18 protein-coding genes and 1 tRNA gene are annotated in these 20,457 nt (G+C 68.8%); 10 read left to right on the top strand and 9 right to left on the bottom strand.

The window, feature by feature from the left end; genetic code table 11:
- Positions 1-13 precede the first annotated feature (13 nt).
- From QOZ81_RS11535 to QOZ81_RS11520, 4 genes are read right to left on the bottom strand one after another with little or no spacing between them, the layout of a single operon-like run.
- Entirely contained in the window at positions 14-1,384 is a 1,371-nt protein-coding gene (locus tag QOZ81_RS11535; RefSeq protein WP_291206444.1) for a M20/M25/M40 family metallo-hydrolase, read from the bottom strand.
- Positions 1,385-1,413: 29 nt separating this feature from the next.
- Positions 1,414-1,881: a nuclear transport factor 2 family protein gene (locus tag QOZ81_RS11530; protein ID WP_291206447.1), complete on the bottom strand. Its 468-nt coding sequence runs from the start codon at positions 1,879-1,881 to the stop codon at positions 1,414-1,416.
- A 21-nt stretch (positions 1,882-1,902) separates the two neighbouring features.
- Positions 1,903-3,438 carry a carboxypeptidase-like regulatory domain-containing protein gene (locus QOZ81_RS11525; RefSeq protein ID WP_291206450.1) on the bottom strand — a complete coding sequence of 512 codons (1,536 nt, stop codon included), beginning with the start codon at positions 3,436-3,438 and terminating at the stop codon, positions 1,903-1,905.
- Between the two features lie 38 nt (positions 3,439-3,476).
- The gene (locus tag QOZ81_RS11520) at positions 3,477-4,283 is read right to left on the bottom strand and encodes a response regulator (RefSeq protein WP_291206453.1); all 807 of its coding nucleotides are present in this window, start codon (positions 4,281-4,283) and stop codon (positions 3,477-3,479) included.
- Positions 4,284-4,419: 136 nt separating this feature from the next.
- On the opposite strand from QOZ81_RS11520, the gene lepA reads away from it, so the two are divergent.
- Positions 4,420-6,237 carry a translation elongation factor 4 gene (lepA, locus tag QOZ81_RS11515; protein WP_291206456.1) on the top strand — a complete coding sequence of 606 codons (1,818 nt, stop codon included), beginning with the start codon at positions 4,420-4,422 and terminating at the stop codon, positions 6,235-6,237.
- Positions 6,238-6,603: 366 nt separating this feature from the next.
- Here lepA and QOZ81_RS11510 read toward each other — a convergent pair whose 3' ends face one another.
- A complete protein-coding gene (locus tag QOZ81_RS11510) occupies positions 6,604-7,488 on the bottom strand; it encodes a hypothetical protein (protein ID WP_291206459.1) in 885 nt (294 codons plus the stop codon).
- A gap of 88 nt (positions 7,489-7,576) precedes the next feature.
- Here QOZ81_RS11510 and QOZ81_RS11505 point away from each other — a divergent pair, with 88 nt between their 5' ends.
- From QOZ81_RS11505 to miaB, 3 genes are all read left to right on the top strand, one after another.
- Positions 7,577-8,182, top strand: coding sequence for a hypothetical protein (locus tag QOZ81_RS11505; protein WP_291206462.1), 606 nt, complete (start codon positions 7,577-7,579; stop codon positions 8,180-8,182).
- A gap of 95 nt (positions 8,183-8,277) precedes the next feature.
- Positions 8,278-9,594: an outer membrane protein assembly factor BamB family protein gene (locus tag QOZ81_RS11500; RefSeq protein ID WP_291206465.1), complete on the top strand. Its 1,317-nt coding sequence runs from the start codon at positions 8,278-8,280 to the stop codon at positions 9,592-9,594.
- A gap of 59 nt (positions 9,595-9,653) precedes the next feature.
- Positions 9,654-10,958: a tRNA (N6-isopentenyl adenosine(37)-C2)-methylthiotransferase MiaB gene (gene miaB, locus QOZ81_RS11495; protein WP_291206468.1), complete on the top strand. Its 1,305-nt coding sequence runs from the start codon at positions 9,654-9,656 to the stop codon at positions 10,956-10,958.
- Here the strand turns inward: miaB and QOZ81_RS11490 are convergent.
- Positions 10,955-11,833, bottom strand: a complete 879-nt coding sequence (locus QOZ81_RS11490) for an aldose 1-epimerase family protein (protein WP_291206470.1) — start codon at positions 11,831-11,833, stop codon at positions 10,955-10,957. The genes miaB and QOZ81_RS11490 overlap by 4 nt on opposite strands.
- A 79-nt stretch (positions 11,834-11,912) precedes the next feature.
- Here QOZ81_RS11490 and QOZ81_RS11485 point away from each other — a divergent pair, with 79 nt between their 5' ends.
- On the top strand, positions 11,913-12,446 hold the full coding sequence (locus QOZ81_RS11485; RefSeq protein ID WP_291206473.1) for a hypothetical protein: 534 nt from the start codon (positions 11,913-11,915) through the stop codon (positions 12,444-12,446).
- Between the two features lie 395 nt (positions 12,447-12,841).
- Positions 12,842-14,863: a methyl-accepting chemotaxis protein gene (locus tag QOZ81_RS11480; RefSeq protein WP_291206474.1), complete on the top strand. Its 2,022-nt coding sequence runs from the start codon at positions 12,842-12,844 to the stop codon at positions 14,861-14,863.
- 21 nt (positions 14,864-14,884) lie between these two features.
- Here QOZ81_RS11480 and QOZ81_RS11475 read toward each other — a convergent pair.
- Positions 14,885-14,970, bottom strand: a tRNA-Leu gene (locus QOZ81_RS11475).
- A gap of 47 nt (positions 14,971-15,017) precedes the next feature.
- On the opposite strand from QOZ81_RS11475, the gene QOZ81_RS11470 reads away from it, so the two are divergent.
- The 3 genes from QOZ81_RS11470 (at position 15,018) to QOZ81_RS11460 (ending at position 18,097) form a co-directional block, all read left to right on the top strand.
- On the top strand, positions 15,018-15,347 hold the full coding sequence (locus QOZ81_RS11470) for a c-type cytochrome (RefSeq protein ID WP_291206475.1): 330 nt from the start codon (positions 15,018-15,020) through the stop codon (positions 15,345-15,347).
- Positions 15,348-15,410: 63 nt separating this feature from the next.
- Positions 15,411-15,773, top strand: a complete 363-nt coding sequence (locus QOZ81_RS11465) for a c-type cytochrome (protein ID WP_291206476.1) — start codon at positions 15,411-15,413, stop codon at positions 15,771-15,773.
- Between the two features lie 26 nt (positions 15,774-15,799).
- Positions 15,800-18,097 carry an ATP-dependent helicase gene (locus tag QOZ81_RS11460; protein WP_291206477.1) on the top strand — a complete coding sequence of 766 codons (2,298 nt, stop codon included), beginning with the start codon at positions 15,800-15,802 and terminating at the stop codon, positions 18,095-18,097.
- Here the strand turns inward: QOZ81_RS11460 and QOZ81_RS11455 are convergent.
- A complete protein-coding gene (locus QOZ81_RS11455; RefSeq protein WP_291206478.1) occupies positions 18,063-18,545 on the bottom strand; it encodes an SRPBCC family protein in 483 nt (160 codons plus the stop codon). The genes QOZ81_RS11460 and QOZ81_RS11455 overlap by 35 nt on opposite strands.
- Positions 18,542-19,456 (bottom strand): TIGR01777 family oxidoreductase, encoded by a 915-nt coding sequence (locus tag QOZ81_RS11450; protein WP_291206479.1) that lies wholly within the window; start codon positions 19,454-19,456, stop codon positions 18,542-18,544. The genes QOZ81_RS11455 and QOZ81_RS11450 overlap by 4 nt, the downstream gene beginning before the upstream one ends.
- Positions 19,457-19,612: 156 nt before the next feature.
- Between QOZ81_RS11450 and QOZ81_RS11445 the strand changes: the two genes are divergently transcribed.
- A complete protein-coding gene (locus QOZ81_RS11445; protein WP_291206480.1) occupies positions 19,613-20,392 on the top strand; it encodes an FKBP-type peptidyl-prolyl cis-trans isomerase in 780 nt (259 codons plus the stop codon).
- Positions 20,393-20,457 lie beyond the last annotated feature (65 nt).

Genomic DNA, 20,457 nt, shown 5'->3' with positions numbered 1-20,457 from the left:
GCGATCTGGAAGCCTACTGGAAGCGGCGGTCCGACTGGGCCAGCGCGAAGGCGAAGGTGGCCAGGACGGCGGCGTTGTGGGCCAGGTCATCCTTCTCGACCTTGTCGAAGGTGTCGGCGTGGGTGTGGTGGATGTCGAAGTAGTGCGTGGCCGCGTGGCTCACGCCGATGCCCGGTACGCCTTCGGCCACCATGGGACTCACGTCCGCGCCGGACCCTCCGAGCCGCAGGTCCACGGGGCCGAAGGGCGCCAGGGCCGGCTCGAAGGTCTTCAGGGCGGTCAGGGCGGCCGCCTTGGCTTCCGGCGTGGCCTTCCTGAGCTCGAGGCTGAAGGCCTTGATGCGCTCGCTGCCGGAATCCGTCTCCACCGCGGCGACGATGTCCTTGAACTCCGCCCGGTGGGCGTCGCGGTAGGCCCTGCCGCCCCGCAGGCCGTTCTCCTCGTTGGTCCAGAGCACCACGCGGATCGTGCGCCGGGGCTTGAGGCCCAGGCTCTGGATGAGCCGCGCGGCCTCCATGGCGATGACGGTGCCGGCACCGTCGTCCTGGGCGCCCTGGCCCACGTCCCAGCTGTCCAGGTGGCCACTGAGGATGACGACCTCGCCGGGCTTCTCCGTGCCGGGGATCTCGGCCACCACGTTGGCGGAAGGCGCATCCGGCAGGGTCTTGGCGCCCATCACGAGCCGCATCTGGATGCGCTCGCCGCGCTGCTGCATGCGCCGCATCTGGGTGGACGCCTCGATGGTGACGCAGGCCGTGGGGATCTTCGGGAAGGCGGGATCGTAGTCCATGGCGCCGGTGTGGGGCGTGTCCAGGCTCACGGGGCCCACGGAGCGCACCAGGGCCGCGGCGGCGCCGTACTTCGAGGCTTTCGCGGCACCGTCGTGCCGGTAGACCACCGTGTGGCCGTAGCCCTTGAAGGGCACGTCGAAGAGGACGATCTTCCCCTTCACCGCCTCGCCGAGCTTGTCCAGCTCGTCGAAGGAACCCACCACCACCACGTCCGCCGTGAGGCCGCCCTCGGGCGTGCCCACGCTGCCGCCGAGGCCCAGGATGTTCAGCCGGGTCGGGTTCGGCAGGAGCAGCTCGGCGGACTCCTGGCCGCGCACCCAGTGGGGCACCATCACGGGCTCGGCATGGACGTTGGCGAGCCCCGCGGCCTTCAGCCGGGCCTGCGCCCAGGCGATGGCCTGGTCCAGCTGGGGTGATCCCGACAGCCGGGGGCCGATGCGGTCACAGAGCCAGGCCAGGTCCTCGTAGGCCCCGTGGGTGCGGAAGGCCTCGGCGCGCAGGCGCTCGGAGGCGGGCCGCAGGTCCTGGGTCGGAGCCTGCGCCCCCAGTTGGGCGACGATCAGACAGGGGAGGAGGCAGCGGAGGAGGTTCATGCCTCATCTTAATTGGTAGAACCCCCAGGTCACGGTTTTTTTGCCAATCCCTCGATCTGGGCCCGTACCGCCTTCATCAGCGCATTGGGGATCGGGACGCTGAGGTTGTACTGCTGGATCTGCCAGCGGTCCCGGTCCCGGCTGAGGACGCCCGAGCCTCGGGCCGGGCCCAGGTTCGGGGTGTCCAGGTCCTCGTCGAACCAGGCGGTGCGGCCGTCCTTCGACAGCGTGACTGCCCGCCGCGTGGCCTTGAAGCTCCAGGCCTTGCCGCGCTGGAAGATGGGATGGGCCCAGGTCTGGAAGGCGGCCTTGGTCCAGCGTTCGCCGGGGTCGGTGCCGAGGAAGACCGCCCCCTCGGCCAGGTGGCCGAAGTAGCGCCCCTCATCGGCCTGCGTGGCGGCCAGATGCCAGTCGTCGAGCACCGCGGCGACTGCCTTTTCGGCTGGCGACTGGGCGCAGAGGGTGAGGGTGGCGCAGAGCAGCAGGGCGGGGCGCATGAGAGCTCCAATCAAGGGAAGTCAGTGCCGGTCGAGCTTCACCCGGACCCGCATCCGGCCGCTGGCATCCGTCTCCAGGACCTCCCAGGACAGGGGCCCGCTGCGGCCCTTGGGCTGTTCGCCGGGGCCCAGGTTGAAGGCGGCGTCGTCGAGTTCCCACAGGCCGAGGGGGAGTCTGGGCGTGGGGGGCTCGGGGCTGCCCGGGTGGGCATCCACCACCCGCACCGGACCCTTGGGATCGCCGTAGGTGAGCAGGCCCGGGTCGATGAGGGCCACCACCAGGCCCTGGTGGCCCGGTCCGAAGCGGCCGCCGATGCGCCCCTGCTCGAAGCCCCAGGGACGGCGCACCTCCAGGCTGAAGAAGCGCCCCTTCTTGCGGGGATCGGCCAGGGTGACCCACTGGGGATCGCCGCCCGGGGCCCGGGAGACCGGCGCGATCCAGCCCTCCCAGCTCCGGCCCTTCACCACGAGGCGGCTGACCGAAGTCCGGAAGCGTCCCCGGTACCACAGCTCGGAGCGCACCCAGGCCATGGGATGGGAGGGGCTGTAGCCCATGTCCGCCACCCAGGGACCTTCGTCCGGGTGCTGGCGGTCCCAGCCCCGGTACTGGCCGCCGTCCATGAGATCCCAGATGCCGGCGGTGGGGACCTTGCCATCCTCCAGGTAGAGGTCGTCCACCCGGTGCTCGCCCATGCCGTGGAAGGCCTCGTGGACGATGTTGCCCAGGGGCACCTCCTCGGTCATGAAGAGCAGGGGCCAGCGCCGGTTCTGGTTCCAGGGCAGGGGCATCAGCAGGCTGATGGCCTTGATGTGGGAGGGATTGCCGGTCACGGATTGCGGGTGGCCGGGCGCGATGATCCAGAGGAAGTCCGGCTTGCCGTCCGGCTTCGGCGCGCCGGTGCGGTTGTCCAGCCGGTCGCAGTCGCCCAGGGGCTCGCCGCGCAGCTGCTTCAGCACCCACCGGGCCATGGGGGAGGCATGCTCGTCGCGCCGCGGCGCGGGGTGCTCGGTGCTGCGCAGCTTGAGGAAGCGCCCCTCGACCAGGGAGAGGGCGCCCTTGCTCACCTCATAGAGGTAGTTGGCGGCGCTGGCCGCGCCCGGGCTGCGCGAGAAGAGCAGGTTCCGCAGGGCCTCGTCCGGCACCCTGGAGGGCTCGTCGGGGAAGTCGAGGCGCACGAGGAGGACGGCGCCCGTCCTGAAGTCCGGCTCAGGATGCAGCACGATCTCGCGGGACCACTCCGCGGCCGGCACGAGATCGCGCCGCCAGCCGTCCTTCTCGACGGCGAGCACCGCATCGCCCGGCGCCAGGTCCAGCTGGAACCGGCCCTCGGCATCCGTGGTCGCCATGGGGGGGACCGCACCCGGGGAAATGTGAGGCTGCCGATCGGGATAGACACGCACCCCGGGGATGCCCTGGCGGCCATCCGTGACTCGGCCATTCACGGGGGCGGCACGGAGCGTGGCCGCGAAGAAGAGGGAAACCCAGAGGATGAGGATGCCGAATCGTTTTCCGTGCTCAGCGCGGATCGCAGGACGGACCGTTTTGCTCGCGGCCATGGTCGCGCTGAGCCCCGGGCGGCTCGCAGCGGATCCTGTCACGCCTGGACGAGCTTCTGCAGGTGGGCCATGCGGGCCAGCAGGGACACGCGGCGGCGGGTCTCCGGGGCGACCAGCGGCTTCTCGAGGGCGTCGGCCACGGGCTCCTGGAGGCGGGACCAGGTCTCCAGCTCGCCAGGGGTGTAGAGCAGGAGGATGGGCATGTCCTTCAGCTCGTCGGACTGGTGGACGGCCACGGCCAGCGTCTGGGCGCTGCCTTCCAGCAGCTCCGTGTCCAGCACCATCAGGTCGGGCCGGTGGGCCATGATCTGGGCGCGGGCCTGGCTCTCACCCTGGGCCTCGAGGAAGGTCGCCTGGTCCTTGCCGTAGTGGTTCTGGACCTGGGAACGCACCAGCGAGCTGGCGGACACCACCAGCACCTTGGGGCGGGCCGGGGCCGGGGTGCCCGCCCGCAGGGTGAGGGCCCGGATCCGCAGGTGGGTCTGCACCCGGACCTGGAGGAGCATGGTGTTGGCGGGCTTGCGGAGGAAATCGTCGGCGCCCGCCGCGTAGCTGCGGTCCTTGGCGTCCCGGCTGAGCGCCGTGAGCACCAGGATGGGGACGCCGGCCGTGGCCGGGTTCCCCTTCATCATCTCGCAGGCCTTGAAGCCATCCATGGAGGGCATGACCGCGTCCATGATGACCAGGTCGGGCAGGGACTCCTTCATCCGGTCCAGAGCCTCCTGGCCGTTGGAGGCGGCCATGATCCGATGGCCCAGCGCCTGCAGCTGCGCCTCGATCTGGCGTCGCTGAAGGGCATTGTCCTCGACCATCAGAATGGTCATGGGGGACGCGAACTGGGACAAGCTGGCTCCTTGCACTCGTATCTCGAGGGTAAAGGGCCTATCGGTTCGGATCAACCAGGGATCAAGTAAGAGACTGGGAAAACTCCGCAGACAGCGTGGCTTGGCACCAGTACAATGGTGGGTTCGAGGTTCCTCAGTGTCAGATCCAGCCCTGATCCGCAATTTCTCCATCGTCGCCCACATCGACCACGGCAAGTCCACCCTGGCGGATCGCCTGCTGGAGCTGACCAAGACCGTGGCCGGCCGGGACATGCAGGCCCAGATCCTGGACGACATGGACCTGGAGCGGGAGCGCGGCATCACCATCAAGGCCCACGCCGTGACCTTGAAATATCCGGCGCTGGACGGCAAGACCTACACCCTGAACCTCATCGACACCCCCGGCCACGTGGACTTCACCTACGAGGTGAGCCGCAGCCTGGCCGCCTGCGAAGGGGCCATCCTGGTGGTGGACTCCACCCAGGGCGTAGAGGCCCAGACCTTGGCCAACACCTACCTGGCCCTGGAGAACGGCCTGGAGGTCTTCCCGGTCCTGAACAAGACCGACCTGCCCAGCTCCGACCCCATCCGGGTGCTGGAGCAGATCGACACGGTCATCGGCCTGGTGGACACGGCCCACGCGGTGAACGTGAGCGCCAAGACCGGCGAGAACTGCGACCAGGTGCTGGAGCAGATCGTGAAGTGCATCCCGGCGCCCCAGGGGGATCCGAACGCCGCGCTCCAGGCCCTGGTCTTCGACTGCTACTACGACGCCTACCGCGGCGTGGTGAACCTCATCCGGGTGATGAACGGCACGATCAAGGCCGGGGACACGATCCGCTTCATGTCCACAGGCAGCGAACACCGGGTGGACGAGATCGGCATCTTCGATCCCAAGATGGACAAGCAGGAGAGCCTCTCCGTGGGCGAGGTCGGCTACCTGGTGGCCAACATCCGCCAGCTGGTGGACGTGAAGGTGGGCGACACCGTCACCCATGCGGTGACGCTGACCACCAAGCCCGCCACCGAGATGCTGAAGGGCTTCAAGGAGATCCAGCCCGTGGTCTTCGCGGGGATCTTCCCCACCTCCAGCGACGACTTCGAGAACCTGCGCAACGCCATGGACAAGCTGCGGCTCAACGACAGCAGCTTCACCTACGAACCCGAGACTTCGACAGCGCTGGGCTTCGGCTTCCGCTGCGGCTTCCTGGGTCTGCTCCACATGGAGATCGTGCAGGAGCGCCTGGAGCGGGAATTCGACCTGGACCTCATCACCACGGCCCCCAGCGTGCGCTACCACGTGCACCTGACGGACGGTTCCGAGGTCTCCGTGGACAATCCCACCAAGCTGCCCCCCCTCCAGAAGATCGCCAGGATCGAGGAGCCCATCATCGAGGCCACCATCCTCACCCGCACGGATTTCGTGGGCGGCCTGATCAAGCTCTGCGAGGAACGCCGCGGCCTCCAGCAGAAGCTCGAGTACCTCAGCCAGGACCGGGTGATGCTGGTCTACGAGCTGCCCCTGAACGAAGTGGTGCTGGACTTCTACGACAAGCTCAAGTCCACCTCCAAGGGCTACGCCAGCTTCGACTACCACATGAAGCACTACACCGAATCCGACCTGGTGAAGATGGACATCCTGGTGAACGCCGAGCCCGTGGACGCGCTGTCCATCCTGGTGCACCGGGGCAAGAGCCAGGCCCTGGGCCTCGCCCTCTGCCAGAAGATGAAGGAAGTCATCCACCAGCAGATGTTCGACGTGGCCATCCAGGCCGCCATTGGCAGCAAGATCATTGCCCGCACCAACGTGAAGGCCCGCCGCAAGGACGTGCTCGCCAAGTGCTACGGCGGCGACGTCAGCCGCAAGAAGAAGCTCCTCAACAAGCAGAAAGAGGGCAAGAAGAGAATGAAGTCCATCGGCAACGTGGAGATCCCGCAGGAGGCCTTCCTGGCGATCCTCAAAGTCGACAACTAGGGTTCAAGCGGCTCCGATGGACCGCCTTCAATAGGATGAGGCCGAAGCAGGGAGGCTCCATCTCCACGAGGCGTGAGCCGAGTGGGAGCACGCGGAGCGTGCGTTAGATGGAGCGAAGGCCGACCGTGCGCGCAGCGCATGACCCCGCAGGGGCGAGGCCCAGGGAGGCTCCACCGCCGCGAGCGTAGCGAGTGGGAGCAGGGCCGGTGGCCCTGCGTCCGGTGGAGGGCCGAGTCAGATCCATCGGCAACGTGGAGATCCCGCAGGCTGAGCCTCAGCCGAGTGGCGAGCGGGCAGGGCACAAAGCCCTGCTCCGAGCCGGGACACGGCGAGGCGAGGTTTCCTGGCGATCCTCAAAGTCGACAACTAGCCGACCTTGTCGTCGTCCTTGATCTCGCCGGCTTCGATGAGGTTGGCCAGGAGCCGCTGGAGCTCATCCTCGCCGATCACGCCGCGGCGCTGGAAGAGCCTGATGAGGCCCAGCACGAGACTGCGGGTCTGGTAGGTCTCCAGCCGCCGCACACTCTGGCTCAGGGTGCGGCTGTGCACGAGCTCGGGGTTGACCGGCGGGCTGGGGGGAGGGGCCGGACGCGTCGGAGGAACGGTCGGATCGAAGAGGCCGAAGGGGTCGATGTTGACCGGCTGGGTGGGCGCGGCGGGGCCGTCGAAAAAGGGATCCTTGGGGAAGGCCAGCGGCGGCGGCGGCGGGGGCGTGGGAACCGCCAGGGGTGACAGGGTGAAGGTGACGGGCAGCGCGTCATCCTGGCTCTGGTCCTTTCCGAGCTCCACGGTCAGGGCCTCGACCGGTGCCTCGAGGCGGCGGTAGAGATCGGAGATGGCCTTCCTCAGTGCGCTGTGCGAGGCCACCACGGGCTGGATGTGGAGGCCGGAGGCGAAGCGCGCGCTGTCGATGGCGTTGAGGTCCGACGGATCGGACATGGCCAGCACCAGGGACTTCGGTTCCTGGGTGGTGATGGGCAGGACGGTGAACTGATCCGCGAGGCGATGGGGGACCAGCTTGAGGACCTGCGCGGGCACCTCGAGGTTGCGCACGTCCATCTGCGGCACGCCGGTCTGGTGGCTGAGGAAGTCCATGAGCACTTCCTCGGAGATGTAGCCCAGCGCCACCAGGTTGCTGCCGAGGCGTCCACGGGCGATCTTCTGGTGCGTGATGGCGCTCTGGAGCTGCGCAGGCGTGATGAGCCCGCCCTCCACGAGCAGTTCACCCAGACGCTTGATCGGTTGCTGCATGTTTGGGTCCCGTGGGGTTCATCATTGCTGCACAGAGGTTCGTCTCCAAGGTAACTTTATTCAAGGGTTTTGTGCGAACGGGGGCAGCATGACTACGGAAGATCTGTGGCGGGCGACGCTGCACGACTTCAACAATCTCCTGGCGGGTCTCCAGGGCGTGTTGGACCTCAGCGACCCGCGGCTGCCCCTGGACGCCCGGAACCGGATGCGCCTCGAGACCACGCTCGGAGACGGGAAGACGCTCATCGCCATGGCCCGGGCACTGGCCCTGGGGCGGCATCCGGACGCCGGCCTGGCGGCCTGGGGTGAGTGGAAGGCCGGACTTGAACAGCGGCTGGAGTCCATGGCCGCCCTCTTCCGGTGTCCCATCGAACTGGTCGATGCCGGGGCCGACGGGACCCACTGGCCGGCGCCCCTGCTGCAGGACTGGGCCGCGGCCTTCACGCGCCAGATCCTCCCCTGGGCCGCCCCGGGTCCCCTCCGCGTGGAGGCCTCGGCTTCGCCTGAGGCCTGGACCCTGACCTGGGTGGGCGATGCCCCGCTGCCGGTCGCGCTGCGTCCGGAGCTGCCGCCGGACGCCCCCAAGAACCTGCCTTCCCTTTGGCTGAGGGACACGGGCGAGCGCCTGGGCCTCTCCATCCTCGAGACGCCCGGCGGACTGGTCGTCCGCATGGAGCGGCCCGCCGCCTCCTAGGCTGCGGCGCCACCCACCCCTCGAGCCGCTCGGCTCGCCCCGGGCGGGACCTGCGGGCCCCGGGGGGCGATGTAGGTTGGAGCCGGAGGTGCACCATGACGCGCACTCGGCTCTCCCTCTTCCTGCGCCTGGCCTCGGTGGCTCTGACGGCCATGGGGCTCGAGGCGTCCGTGCCGGCCATGTTCCGGGGCGATGCGGCCCACACGGGAGTCTATGTCGCCCCGCCCCCCACCCTGGCCACCACCGCCTGGACCTTCCGGACCGGCGCCAAGGTGGTCTCGTCGCCCGTGGTGTCCGAGGGCGTCCTGTATGTCGGGAGCGCCGATCACCGCCTGTACGCCCTGGATGCGAAGACCGGTGCGTTGAAATGGCACTTCCAGGCCGGGGGCGCCATCGCCGCCTCTCCGGCCGTCGCCGCCGGGCGCGTCATCTTCAGCAGCCTGGATGGGCTCATCCACGGGGTGGACGCGGCCACGGGCAAGTCCGCCTGGACCTTCCGCACAGAAGGGGAACGCCGGTTCACCGCTCCTGGCATCCATGGCGCACAGCCCCGGACCGAGCTGATGCCGGATCCCTTCGATGTGTTCCTCTCCTCCCCCGCAGTCGCGGAGGGGCTCGTGTTCGTGGGCAGCGGGGACCAGCATGTCTACGCGCTGGACGCGGCAACGGGGACGCTCCGCTGGAAGGTGAAGACCGGCGGGGTGGTGCATGCCAGCCCTGCGGTGTCAGGGGGCCGGGTGTACGTCGGGAGCTTCGATCGCACGTTCTACGCCCTTGATGCCGGGACCGGCGCCATCCGGTGGACTTTCCAGACCGGCGATGATCCCGAACTCCACAACCAGGTGGGCATCGCCGGCTCTGCGGCCGTGGCCGAGGGGCGGGTCTTCTTCGGGTGCCGGGACGGCCATTTCTATGCCCTGGATGCCGCCAAGGGGACCCTGCTGTGGAAGCACGACAACCACAAGGGCTGGGTCATCGCCTCGCCCGCGGTGCAGGGCGGGCGGGTGTACTTCCCCACTTCGGACGGCCAGCGCTTCAAGGCGCTGGAGGCCGCCACGGGCAGGCCGGTCTACGACCAGCCCATGAAGGCCGTGTCCTTCTCCTCGCCGGCCATCGCCGGGAACCGGATCCTCTTCGGGACCTCGGACGGCTGGCTGCACCTGGTGGACCGCGACACGGGCGCGGCAGTGGCCGACTTCCAGACCGAGGGCTGCAGGCAGAACGGGAAGAAGTACCTGGACGCGGAGGGCCGCATGATCGGCTCGGCCCTCTATCCCGACGGCACCCTGGATGGCATGGTCATCGGCCTCGACCGCATGTTCAGCCTGGGTTCGATCCTCTCCTCGCCGGTCGTCACCGAGGGCATGGTGTTCGTGGGCAGCACCGATGGGACCGTCTACGCCCTGCGCTGAAAGCCCGTCTGATGGCATTGTTCTGGCCGGCCGTTAGAATGGAGGATTCGGACGGGGCGATGAAATTCCATATCCAGACCTGGGGCTGCCAGATGAACGACCACGACGGCGAGAAGCTGTCGGGGCTCCTGTCGGCCGATGGTTTCGAGGAGGTCGACTCCACGGAGGAGGCTGAGCTGGTGCTGCTGAACACCTGCTCCATCCGCGAAAAGGCCGTGCACAAGGTCTATTCGGAGCTGGGCCGCCTCCGGGAGGAAAAGCAGCGGCGCCCGTTGCTGGTGGGCGTGACGGGCTGCCTGGCCCAGCAGGAGCAGGCCGCCCTCTTCAAGCGGGCCCCCCACATCGACTTCGTGCTGGGCACCATGGCCCTGAAGCAGCTGCCGCGGCTGGTGGCCGAAGCCCAGGCAGGCAAGGCCCGCGTGATGGATGCGGGCGAATATCCGGACAACCACCTGTTCCCGCCCGCCGTGACCCGCCGCCGGGACACGGCCAAGGCCCTGGTCACCATCACCGAAGGCTGCAACCACGCCTGCACCTACTGCATCGTGCCCACGACCCGGGGCGCCGAGCGGCACCGCCCCTTCGGCGATGTGCTGGCCGAGGTGCGGGGGCTGGTGGAGCGGGGCTACCGCGAGGTGGAGCTGCTGGGCCAGAACGTGAACAGCTATGCCGGCGGCTGCACCTTCGCCGACCTGCTGGAGCGTGTCTCCGAGGTGGATGGCCTGGAGTGGATCCGCTTCACCACCAGCCATCCCATGAACTTCACCCGGGAGCTGGCCCAGGTCCTCGTCTCGAACCCCAAGGTGGCGCCCTTCCTGCACCTGCCCCTGCAGAGCGGCAGTGACCGGGTCCTCAAGCGGATGCTGCGGGAATACTCCGTGGCCGAGTACCTGGAGCGGCTGGGCTACCTGGGCGAGGGCCGGGCCCGCATCGCCCTCAGCACCGACTTCATCGTGGGGTTCCCGGGCGAGACCGAGGAGGACTTCGAGGCCACGATGCGCGTGCTCGACGAGGTGGCCTTCGACGCCTCCTTCAGCTTCATCTACTCGCCGAGGCCCGGCACGCCATCCCTGCGTCTCAAGGACGACCTGCCCCCGGCTGTGAAGTCCGCCCGGCTGACGCGGCTGCAGCAGCGGCAGACCGAGCTCACGCGGGCCAGCAACGCGCGCTTCCTGGGCCGGGAGATCCCGGTGCGGGTGGAGACCCACGAGCCCAACGAGCAGGGCTGGTGGCTGGCCCGCAGCGGCGAGTGGAAGACCATCCACCTGCAGGCCGGTCCCGGCCGCGTGCTGCCCTTCGGCGAGCTGGTGCAGGCCAGGGTCACCCTGGCGAGTCCCCATTTCCTGGGCGCGGAGCTGGTCTAGGTTTTTCCGCCCAGTGATGCGGAGAAGGACCACCTGCGTGACCCCCCGGGGGCGATGGGGAAGACGCCCGGCTTTTCGTCGAATTCGCCCGTCCAGTCTGCGGGATCCGCGTAGCCCGCCCAGGGCTCGATGCAGAGGAAGGAGGGACCGGGATCCGGCTTGGCCCACACGCCGAGGTGCGGGAAGCCCTCCCAGCTGATGGCCAGGGAGGGACCGCCCCTGGCTTCGAAGCGGAGGCTGCGGCTGCGGGGCTGCAGGAAGATTAGGGCGTCCTCGAGGAACAGGTCTTCATGCAGCGCCAGTTCGCCTCCGCGGATGGGCGTGGGGTGATCCCCCGGGCCGAGGAGCCCCCGGCCATCCAGGCGTCGCAGCGGGCCGGGCTCGTCCGCCTCGAAGACGAGCCGATGTGCGGCCTTGGAAAGGCCCGGGACGAGGGGCCAGCGGAAGGCTGGATGGAGCCCCAGGCTCGCCGGGAGGGGCGCGTCCGCCGGGTTGTGCAGTTCCAGTTCCATGCGGAGGCCCGCGGTCGCCAGCGCGTAGCATACGACCAGACGGAACGCGAAGGGGTAAGCCTCCCGGGTGCGCCCGTCATCCCGCAATTCCAGGACGCAGCGGGTGGGTGTGCGTTCCAGCCAGGAGAAGTCGCGGTCCCGGGCGAAGCCGTGTCTGGGCATCGGATGGACCTCGCCTCTGTGGCGCAGGAGGTCTCCTTTCAAACCGCCCACGACCGGGAAGAGCAGGGGCGCATGGCGGGGCCAGAGCGGGCCGGCGTTCCACAGCAGGTCTGCCTCGCCGAGCCGCAGCGCCTGCAGCTCTGCGCCGTGGCGGGCGATCACGGCTTCCGCGCCGTCCAGGTGCAACCGGTGGAGGTCCATGCCGACATGATGACCGGCCCCGTGGTAGATTGGCCCTCCCCGTCTTTCACGCACGCAGCCAGCCCCCCGGGAGCCAGCCATGCCCTTCACGGCGGACGCCATCGCGACCATCCTCCACGCGCCCCGGGCGAACGTGGAGGCCCACTGGCCCCTGGTCATCGAGGCACTTGGGAGCCTGAAGATCCTGGAGCCCGCGGTGGAGGTTGCGGCCATCGCCAGCATCGGCACCGAGAGCTACCTGTTCGCGCCCGAGAAGGAGGCCGGGACCGAGGCCTATTTCCGCCGGATGTACGAATTCGACCGCAGCCTCGGCAACCTCGAGCCGGGGGACGGCCCCCGGTACTGCGGCCGGGGCTTCGTCCCCCTCGTCGGGCGCTCCGAGTACGCGCGCTTCGGCAAGCTGGTGGGCGCGGACCTCGTGGAGCAGCCGGACCTGGCCCTGGACCCTGCGGTGGCTGCGCGGATCCTGGCCTACGATTTCATGCTGAAGGGCGTCCCCAAGGCGGCGGCCGAGGATGACTGGGTCAAGGTCCGGCGCCTGATCCACGGCGACCTGTCCGGCTGGAAGCGGTTCAACGGGATCCTGATCCCGCTGCTGAAGCAGCTTCCCTAATACCCCCACCCGATTATCGGTGAGTCTCAGCCTGAAGCTGGCTGGACAAGACTTGGAACCGCGAATGCCGCGGATGGCCGCGAATGCTGCGGGGACAGGCAGCCTGGGCCTTTGGCCCCCAGCCACGGCAAGCGTGGCTGGCCGCTCACGGGGCGGGGCCGCCGACCTTCAGGAGCCGGCGAATCCGCCCCGTGAGCGGAGGCGGAAGCAAGTCTGGTCGCCATTCGCGCGCCCGGAGGGCGATTCGCGGCATTCGCGGTTAAACGCTTTCCCGGCTGAGTGTGGCCGATAACCGGGTACCCCCAAAATCAAGACTCGTCGCCAGACGCCGAAGCAGGAGCCATGGCCGTCGGCCTCGACCGTGCGTCGGGATCGGGCCTTGCCCGGGAGTCCCCATGCGCGTCAATCAGCCGGTCACCAAGGTGGAACGCCGCCTGGAAGAAGGCGCCTACATCGTCTCCACCACAGACCTGCGGGGCGTGATCACCTACGGGAACGAGGAGTTCATCCGGATCAGCGGGTTCACCCGGGACGAGCTGATCGGGCAACCGCAGAACGTCGTCCGCCATCCCGACATGCCCCCGGCGGCCTTCGAGGATCTGTGGCGCACCATCAAGGCGGGGAAGCCCTGGCAGGGCCTGGTCAAGAACCGCTGCAAGAGCGGGGACTTCTACTGGGTGGACGCCAACGTGACGCCCATCGTGGAGAACGGCCAGACCGTCGGGTACGTCTCCATCCGCAGCAAGCCGACGGCCAGCCAGATCGCCGACGCCGAGCGCATGTACGCCAGGGCCAACGCCGGCCAGCCCATGGAGGACCCCGAGCGGAAGGTCTGGATCCCCTTCCCCGACATGGGCTTCCGCAACCGCGTGTGGGCGGCGGCCGCCTCCGTTCTGGCCGTCTTCTTCGTCATGGCCGCCATCAGCTTCTTCGCTTTCACCACGACCCAGGTCGAGGCCGCCTCAGTCAAGGCGGAATACCTTCCGACGACGCTGCTGGCCGAGGAGATGGCCCTCCAGACCGTGCAGATCCAGCAGGCCCTCACCGACGCAGCCCTCACCAGGCGGGCCGAATCCATGCAGGAGGCCGCCAAGGCCGCCGGGGCCTTCCACAAGGCCGAGCAGGCCTTCCGGAAGATCGCCGTGAGGGACGTGACCAACCTGAAGGAGCTGGACGAGCTCAACCGGGACTTCGATGCCCTCCACGACACGGGCAAGACCATGGTCGCCGCCTACCAGAACCAGGGCCTGGCCGAGGGCAACCGGGTCATGGAGGCCTTTGACAAGGCGTCTGACAAGCTCACCGATCACATGGCGAAGTTGCGGGATGGGGAAGTCAAGGATGTGGAGTCGCGGCTGAGCACCATCTCCAGCCGGGCGGGTCTCAGCCTCTGGGTCCTGGGGGTCGGCACGGTCATCGGAGTCACCGCAGGACTGCTGGTGTTCGGCAAGCTGGTGCAGGTGCTGGACCATCAGCTGGGGGGGGATCCCAAGGTCGCCCTCGAGCTGGCCAGGGCCCTGGCCGAAGGCAACCTCCGCATGGACATCCCCACGCGGCCCGGCGACCGGACCAGCCTCATGGCCACGCTGCGCGGGATGCAGGCCTACCTGAAGACCACCATCAACCGCATCCGCTTCGACGCCATGCGGGTCCAGCAGAACAGCAGCGAGATCGCCACGGCGACCCACGAGATCGCCAGCACCAGCCGGGAGCTGGCCCGCAACGCCGATTCCCAGCGCACCTCCACGGACCGCATGGCCTCTGCCATCACCGAGCTGTCCGCCTCGGTCCGGGAAGTGGCCGACCACGTCCAGACCAGCCACCACCGCGCCATGGAGGCCTCCAGGACGGCCCAGGACGCCAACGCATCGGGCCAGGCCGCCATCAAGGCCATGGACCGCGTGGAGGAGGCCACGGGGCAGATGGTCGAGGCCGTCCAGGTGATCCAGGACATCGCCCGGCAGACGAACCTGCTCTCCCTGAACGCCGCCATCGAGGCCGCCACGGCAGGCTCACTGGGCAAGGGCTTCGCAGTGGTCGCCGAGGAAGTGCGGAAGCTGGCCGAACGCAGCGACGCCTCCGCCCGGGAGATCGCCCAGCTCATCGAAGGCAGCAATCGGGCGGTGACGCAGGGCAAGGCCACGGTCCAGGATGCGGTCCAGGCCCTGGAGACCATCCGCGACCACATCTCCGAGGTGGCCGCCATGTCCACCCAGATCGAGGCCGCCTCGGGTGAGCAGGCCAAGGCCAGCGAAGAGGTCGCCAAGCAGGTGGAGCTCGGGGCCCAGCAGGCCGTCCAGAACGCCAGCGCCAGCGTGCAGCTGTCGGGAACAGTGGACAGCAACGCCGCGACCACCGAGCAGCTCTCGCGCACCGCCGAAGGCCTGGCGGACCTCATGGGGCGGTTCAAAACATAGCCGTCCCCCCGATATTGGCCCTGGTGCGCCCGGCCGGACTCGAACCGGCACGCCCTTGCGGGCAGCGGATTTTAAGTCCGCGGCGTCTGCCATTCCGCCACGGGCGCGTGGGTCCAGCCTAACGAGAGACCGCGGGACATGGTAGGTTCGACCCATGATTTCCCGTGCCGCCGTGCTGCTGCTGGCGTTCTCCACGCTGCCCCTGACCGCGGAGGTCCGGGACCTGAAGGCCTTCTTCCAGGAGCGCTGTGCGGTCTGCCACGGCCCGGAGGGGACGGGCCGGGGCGTGACCGGCGCCCGGCTGGGCGGACGCAATCTGGCGGACCCCCGCTGGCTGGCCAAGCAGGAGGAGGCGGGCCTCGTGGCGTCCATCCTCAAGGGGCGCGGCGCCATGCCGGGCTTCCGGCGGCAACTGTCCGAAGCCGAGGGGCGCCGCCTGGTGGCGGAGATCATCCGGCCCCTGGCGGCGAGAAAGCGCTCTTGATTCCGGTTCCCCGTCGCGGGATCGGCCCCATAGTGGATGGTTCAGCGCACAATTGAGGTGACCATGCGGCGGACCATCCTGATCCTGTATCTGGCCATGCCGCCGCACCTGGGGTTGCGGGCCGAGGCACCGGTCAGGTCCGGCAGGGAGCTGAAGGCCTTCTACGCCTACAACTGCGTGAAATGCCACGGAGCCGACGGGTCGGCCCGGAGCCCGGAGGGGAAGCGCCTGCCTGGCATGGACTTCACGGACAAGCAGAAAATGGCCAGGGAAAGCGACGCCATGATGGCGAAGACGATCCGGAAGGGCATCTTCTTCGGGGTGGTGATGCCACCCTTCAAGAAGCGGATCGCCGAAGCCGAGGCGCTGCTCCTCGTCCGGGAAGTGCTCCGCAAGGCGGAGCGGGACAAGGTCATCACGCCATGAGGCGAGCCACCAAGTAGCATGGAGCAATGCCCGGCCCCGCCTCCGAACCGATCGACCATCCCCTCCTGCGAAATCTGAACGCCCCCCAACGGGAGGCGGTGCGCCATGCCCATGGCCCCCTCCTGATCCTCGCCGGGGCGGGCTCTGGCAAGACCACGGTGATCACCCGGCGCATCGCCTGGCTCGTCGAGGAGGAGGGCGTGCACCCCGGCTCGATCCTCGCCATGACCTTCACGAACAAGGCCGCCGAGGAGATGCGGGAGCGGGTGCAGCGGCTGGTGTCCGTGCCCGCCGCCCAGTTGTGGGTGAGCACCTTCCACAGCTTCTGCACGCGCATCCTGCGCCGCGAGGGGGAGCGGACGCCCGTGGGCCGCGACTTCGTCATCTTCGACCCCGCCGACCAGAAGAGCCTCGTCAAGCAGGTGCTGGCCGAGCTGAAGCTGCCGGAGAAGCAGTTCCACCCCAAGAAGGTCCTCGAGATCATCAGCGACTTCAAGAACCGCTGCCTGCTGCCGGAAGAGGCCCGGGAGGAGGCCCTGGATCCGTGGACCCGCAAGGTGCTGGATGCCTACGACCTCTACCAGAAGGGCCTGAAGAACCACCGGGCCTGCGACTTCGACGACCTGCTGCTCTGGACCGAGCGCCTCTTCCGCGATCCGGTGATGCAGTCGGTCTATGGCGAGCGCTTCAAGTTCATCCTGGTGGACGAGTACCAGGACACCAACCGCGCCCAGTACCTGCTGGTGCAGCACCTGGCGCGACGGCACCACAACCTGTGCGTGGTCGGTGATGAGGACCAGTCGATCTATGGCTGGCGTGGCGCAGACATCCGCAACATCCTGGACTTCCAGCAGGACTTCCCCGAGGCCGTGCGCATCGAGCTGCTGCAGAACTACCGCTCCACGAAGAAGATCCTGGACGCGGCCTCCGAGGTGATTGCCAACAACGCCCAGCGCGTGGAGGGCAAGGGCGCGCTCGTCACGGACCTGGGCGAGGGCGAGTCCATCCAGTTCAAGCTCTCGGACGAAGGGCGGCTGGAGTCCGAGTGGGTGGTGCAGCGCATCCAGGAGCTGCGCTACCTGGACCACGAGGCCAAGGTCGCCGTGCTCTACCGCGCCAACTGGCAGTCCCGGCAGATGGAAGAGGCGCTGCGCGCCCAGAACCTGGCCTACCGCCTGGTGGGCGGCGTGAAGTTCTACGAGCGCCAGGAGGTGAAGGACCTCATCTCGTACCTGCGGCTCATCTCGAACCCCTTCGACCTGGTGAGCTTCCGCCGGTGCGTGAACGCGCCCAGCCGGGGCGTGGGTCCCACCACCCTCGGCAAGATCGAGGGCGCCATCCCCGAGGGCGGGACGCCCCTCGAAGGATTGGCCGTGCTGCTGCGCGCTGGCGAGCTCAAGGGCCGCGCCCAGCGGGAGCTGGGCAAGTTCCTGGACCTGTTCCACCGCGCCGGAACGGAGCGCGAGGCGCAGGGGCTCGCCGGCCTGGTGAAGTGGGTGCTCCAGGAGAGCGGCTACCTCCAGAGCCTCGAGGATGAGGCCACGCTGGAGGCCGAGGGGCGCATCCGCAACCTGGAGGAGTTCCTCAGCGCCGCCGCCGAATCCGAGTCGCTGGGCCTCCGCCTGTCGGAGTTCCTGGACCGGATCACCCTCGCCGCGGATACCGACCAGATCGAGGAGGCCGCCCAGCTCAGCCTCATGACCATCCACTGCGCCAAGGGCCTGGAGTTCCCCTATGTCTTCGTGATCGGCATGGAGGAGGACGTCTTCCCCAACCGCAACGCCCGGGAGACACCGGAGGGCCTGGAGGAGGAGCGCCGCCTGTTCTACGTGGCCATCACCCGCGCCCAGCGGCGCCTCACGCTCAGTGCCGCCCGCCGCCGCCGCATCATGGGCACGGAGATGCTGTCCATGCCCAGCCGCTTCCTCCGCGAGCTCCCGGCTGCGGCCCTGACGGCGCCCATCCGCTGGGGCACCGAGCTCTACCAGGCTGGCGAGGGCGTGCGGCCCGGCAGCTCCTTCAGCCGGGGCGCCGGTGGGGCCTCCGTGGCCACCGAGCTGCAGCGGATCCGCAGCTTCTTCGATCGGGTGAAGGAGGCGCCGGTTCCTCCCGGCGACTCCGACGGCGGCATGCGCCCCGAGCCTGCCGAGAAGGAAGACCCCAGCGCCTTCCCGGCCGGTACCCGCGTGAGGAGCGCCCGGTTTGGCGCCGGCACCATCCTCGCCGCATCGGGGCGTGGCGATGGCCTGACCTATACCGTGCGCTTCGACCAGGGGGGTGATAAGCGCATCATGGCGCGGTTCGGGGGGCTGGAGCGGGCTTGAACCGCTCTGCCAGCACCTGCTTCCGGTAGGCGAAGATCTTGGCCACATCCTTCCGCACCCACAGGGCGGTGACGAGGTGGCCGATGAACCCCCAGCCCACGCGGTAGCGCACCTGATCGGTCATCCGGGTGCCGCCATCGGGCAGGTCCTCGAAGCGGTGCGTGTGGTGCCAGATGGCGTAGGGCCCGGCAATCTGGCGATCCACGAAGCGCTCGCCGGGGATGAAGGTCTCGATGAGCGTGCGCCAGCGGATGGGAAGGCCGCGCACCCGGATGCGGTAGTCGAACAGGGCACCTTCGCCTTGGGGCAGCGGCCTTGGCGTCAGGACCTCGAAGTTCAGCCAGGGGGGCGTGAGGGCCTCCAGGTTGGCGGGATCGGAGAAGAACGCGAAGACCTCGCGGCGCGGCGTCGGAAGGTCCTGGACGGCGATGAAGACCTCTTCTCTCACAGCAGATCCTTCAAGGCGGCCTCGGCCGTGGGGAAGCGGAAGGTGAAGCCCAGGGCCTGGGCGCGGGCGGGCAGCACGAAGGCACCCTGGAGCAGCAGCGCCTCCGCCATCTCGCCCAAGAGCAGCTTCGTGGCCAGGGTGGTGAGGAAGCCGGGCACGGGCAGCAGGGGCCGGTGGAGCCGCTGGGCCAGACGCTGCGTGAAGGCCAGGTTGCTGAGGGGCTCGGGCGCGGTGCCGTTGAAGGCGCCTTCCCAGGTGGGGTTGCGGGCCGCCTCGATGAGCATGGCCACGAGGTCCGCCTCGTGGATCCAGCTCAGGCCCTGCGTGCCGGCGCCCAGCTTGCAGCCCTGGAACCAGCGAATGGGTATGGCCATCTTCGGAAGCGCGCCACCCTCCTCGGCGAGGACCACCCCGATGCGGATGCACGCCACGCGGACGCCCAGGGCCGTGGCCGCCTGGGCCTCCGCCTCCCAGGCCTGGCAGACCTCGGCCAGGAACCCCGAACCGGGGGCCCCGGTTTCGGTGATGGGAACGGCGCCCTTGGGGATGTAGTAGCCGATGGCCGAGGCGTTCACCAGGGCCGAGGGGGCCTGGGCGCAGGCCTTCATGGCGGAGACGAGCTGACGGGTGGCGTCCAGGCGGCTCTGGCGGATGGCCTGCTTGCGGGCGGGGGACCAGCGCCGGTCGGCGATGCCTTCGCCCGCCAGGTTGATCACGGCATCGGCGCCCTCCAACAGGCTGGGCAGCTCGTCCCAGCCGTGGGCGGAGGCCCCGGCCGGCACATGGAGGGTGAGGGGTTTCCGGGTGAGCACCTGCACCCGGACACCCAAGTCGATCAGGGCCCGGACCAGCTGGCGTCCCACCAGACCCGTGCCCCCGGCCACCACCACTCTCTTCAGATTCGGTTCCATGGGCGTCGCTCCGTGTCTAAGTATACATCTAGACATAAATCATCCCGGGCTTTCTTTCAGGGCTGTCCGCTGGGATTCGGGACTCGAATCTGGCCATGACATCCAGGCCTGGGGAAAATGGGCGTTTGGCCACCGCCCAACCCCGGGAACCCCACCATGCGCCTGCTCCCACTGCTTTGCCTGCCCGCCGCCCTGATGATCCAGGCCGCCCCCGCCGACCAGGGGGTGCCCCCGGCGGACGCCACCCGGACCCCAAGCGGGCTGGCCTACCAGGTGATCCACGCCGGACGCGAGGGCTCCCGCCCTGGCCTGAAGGATTTCGTGCGGGTGCACTTCACCGGACGGGATGCCGAAGGGAAGACCTTCGCGGACACCCGCGCCGACGGTGAAGCGCTCTGCCTCAGCATGGAGCGGATCATGCCGGGCATGCGGGAGAGCCTGACCACCATGACCATCGGCGAGCGGCGCCAGCTCTGGATCCCCGAGCCCCTGGCCTTCGCCGGTGCCAAGGGCAGGCCCGCCGGCGCCGTGGTCATGGATCTGGAACTGCTGGAAATCCTCCCTCCTCCCAGCCAGGCCCCGGCGGACGTGGCGGCGCCTGGTCCGGATGCGCAGGTGCTCCGCTCCGGCGTGGCCTTCAAGATCCTCAGGCCCGGCACGGGCCAGGCCCACCCGACCCGCGCCAGCTGGGTGTCGGTGCACTACACTGGCTGGACCACGGATGGGAAGCTCTTCGACACCTCGATTCCCAAGGGCGCCTCGGTATCGCTGCAGCTGAAGGACACCATCGAAGGCTGGGTCGAAGGCCTGCAGCTCATGGTCGCGGGCGAGCGGCGCCGGTTCTGGATCCCCGAAAAGCGGGCCTACCGTGGCCAGGCCGGCATGCCCGCCGGCATGCTGGTGTTCGATGTGGAACTGGTGGGCTTCCACAACTAGATCCGGGCCCATTGGAGAGCTAAGCTGTCCTCTGGCTTTGAGTCCCGTGGACTCCACCCGCCGAG

It is taken from the genome of Geothrix sp. (genome assembly GCF_030219325.1).
Lineage (GTDB): Bacteria > Acidobacteriota > Holophagae > Holophagales > Holophagaceae > Geothrix.
The sequence above is the reverse complement of the archived record's forward strand: the minus strand, read 5'-3'. Positions and strand labels throughout refer to the sequence as shown.

What these genes read in the sequence shown, in the direction of transcription:
- QOZ81_RS11535 (WP_291206444.1), bottom strand. Translation starts at nt 1,384, where the DNA reads ATGAACCTCCTCCGCTGCCTCCTCCCCTGTCTGATCGTCGCCCAACTG.
- QOZ81_RS11530 (WP_291206447.1), bottom strand. Translation starts at nt 1,881, where the DNA reads ATGCGCCCCGCCCTGCTGCTCTGCGCCACCCTCACCCTCTGCGCCCAG.
- QOZ81_RS11525 (WP_291206450.1), bottom strand. Translation starts at nt 3,438, where the DNA reads ATGGCCGCGAGCAAAACGGTCCGTCCTGCGATCCGCGCTGAGCACGGA.
- QOZ81_RS11510 (WP_291206459.1), bottom strand. Translation starts at nt 7,488, where the DNA reads ATGCAGCAACCGATCAAGCGTCTGGGTGAACTGCTCGTGGAGGGCGGG.
- QOZ81_RS11505 (WP_291206462.1), top strand. Translation starts at nt 7,577, where the DNA reads ATGACTACGGAAGATCTGTGGCGGGCGACGCTGCACGACTTCAACAAT.
- QOZ81_RS11500 (WP_291206465.1), top strand. Translation starts at nt 8,278, where the DNA reads ATGACGCGCACTCGGCTCTCCCTCTTCCTGCGCCTGGCCTCGGTGGCT.
- miaB (WP_291206468.1), top strand. Translation starts at nt 9,654, where the DNA reads ATGAAATTCCATATCCAGACCTGGGGCTGCCAGATGAACGACCACGAC.
- QOZ81_RS11490 (WP_291206470.1), bottom strand. Translation starts at nt 11,833, where the DNA reads ATGGACCTCCACCGGTTGCACCTGGACGGCGCGGAAGCCGTGATCGCC.
- QOZ81_RS11485 (WP_291206473.1), top strand. Translation starts at nt 11,913, where the DNA reads ATGCCCTTCACGGCGGACGCCATCGCGACCATCCTCCACGCGCCCCGG.
- QOZ81_RS11480 (WP_291206474.1), top strand. Translation starts at nt 12,842, where the DNA reads ATGCGCGTCAATCAGCCGGTCACCAAGGTGGAACGCCGCCTGGAAGAA.
- QOZ81_RS11470 (WP_291206475.1), top strand. Translation starts at nt 15,018, where the DNA reads ATGATTTCCCGTGCCGCCGTGCTGCTGCTGGCGTTCTCCACGCTGCCC.
- QOZ81_RS11465 (WP_291206476.1), top strand. Translation starts at nt 15,411, where the DNA reads ATGCGGCGGACCATCCTGATCCTGTATCTGGCCATGCCGCCGCACCTG.
- QOZ81_RS11460 (WP_291206477.1), top strand. Translation starts at nt 15,800, where the DNA reads ATGCCCGGCCCCGCCTCCGAACCGATCGACCATCCCCTCCTGCGAAAT.
- QOZ81_RS11450 (WP_291206479.1), bottom strand. Translation starts at nt 19,456, where the DNA reads ATGGAACCGAATCTGAAGAGAGTGGTGGTGGCCGGGGGCACGGGTCTG.
- QOZ81_RS11445 (WP_291206480.1), top strand. Translation starts at nt 19,613, where the DNA reads ATGCGCCTGCTCCCACTGCTTTGCCTGCCCGCCGCCCTGATGATCCAG.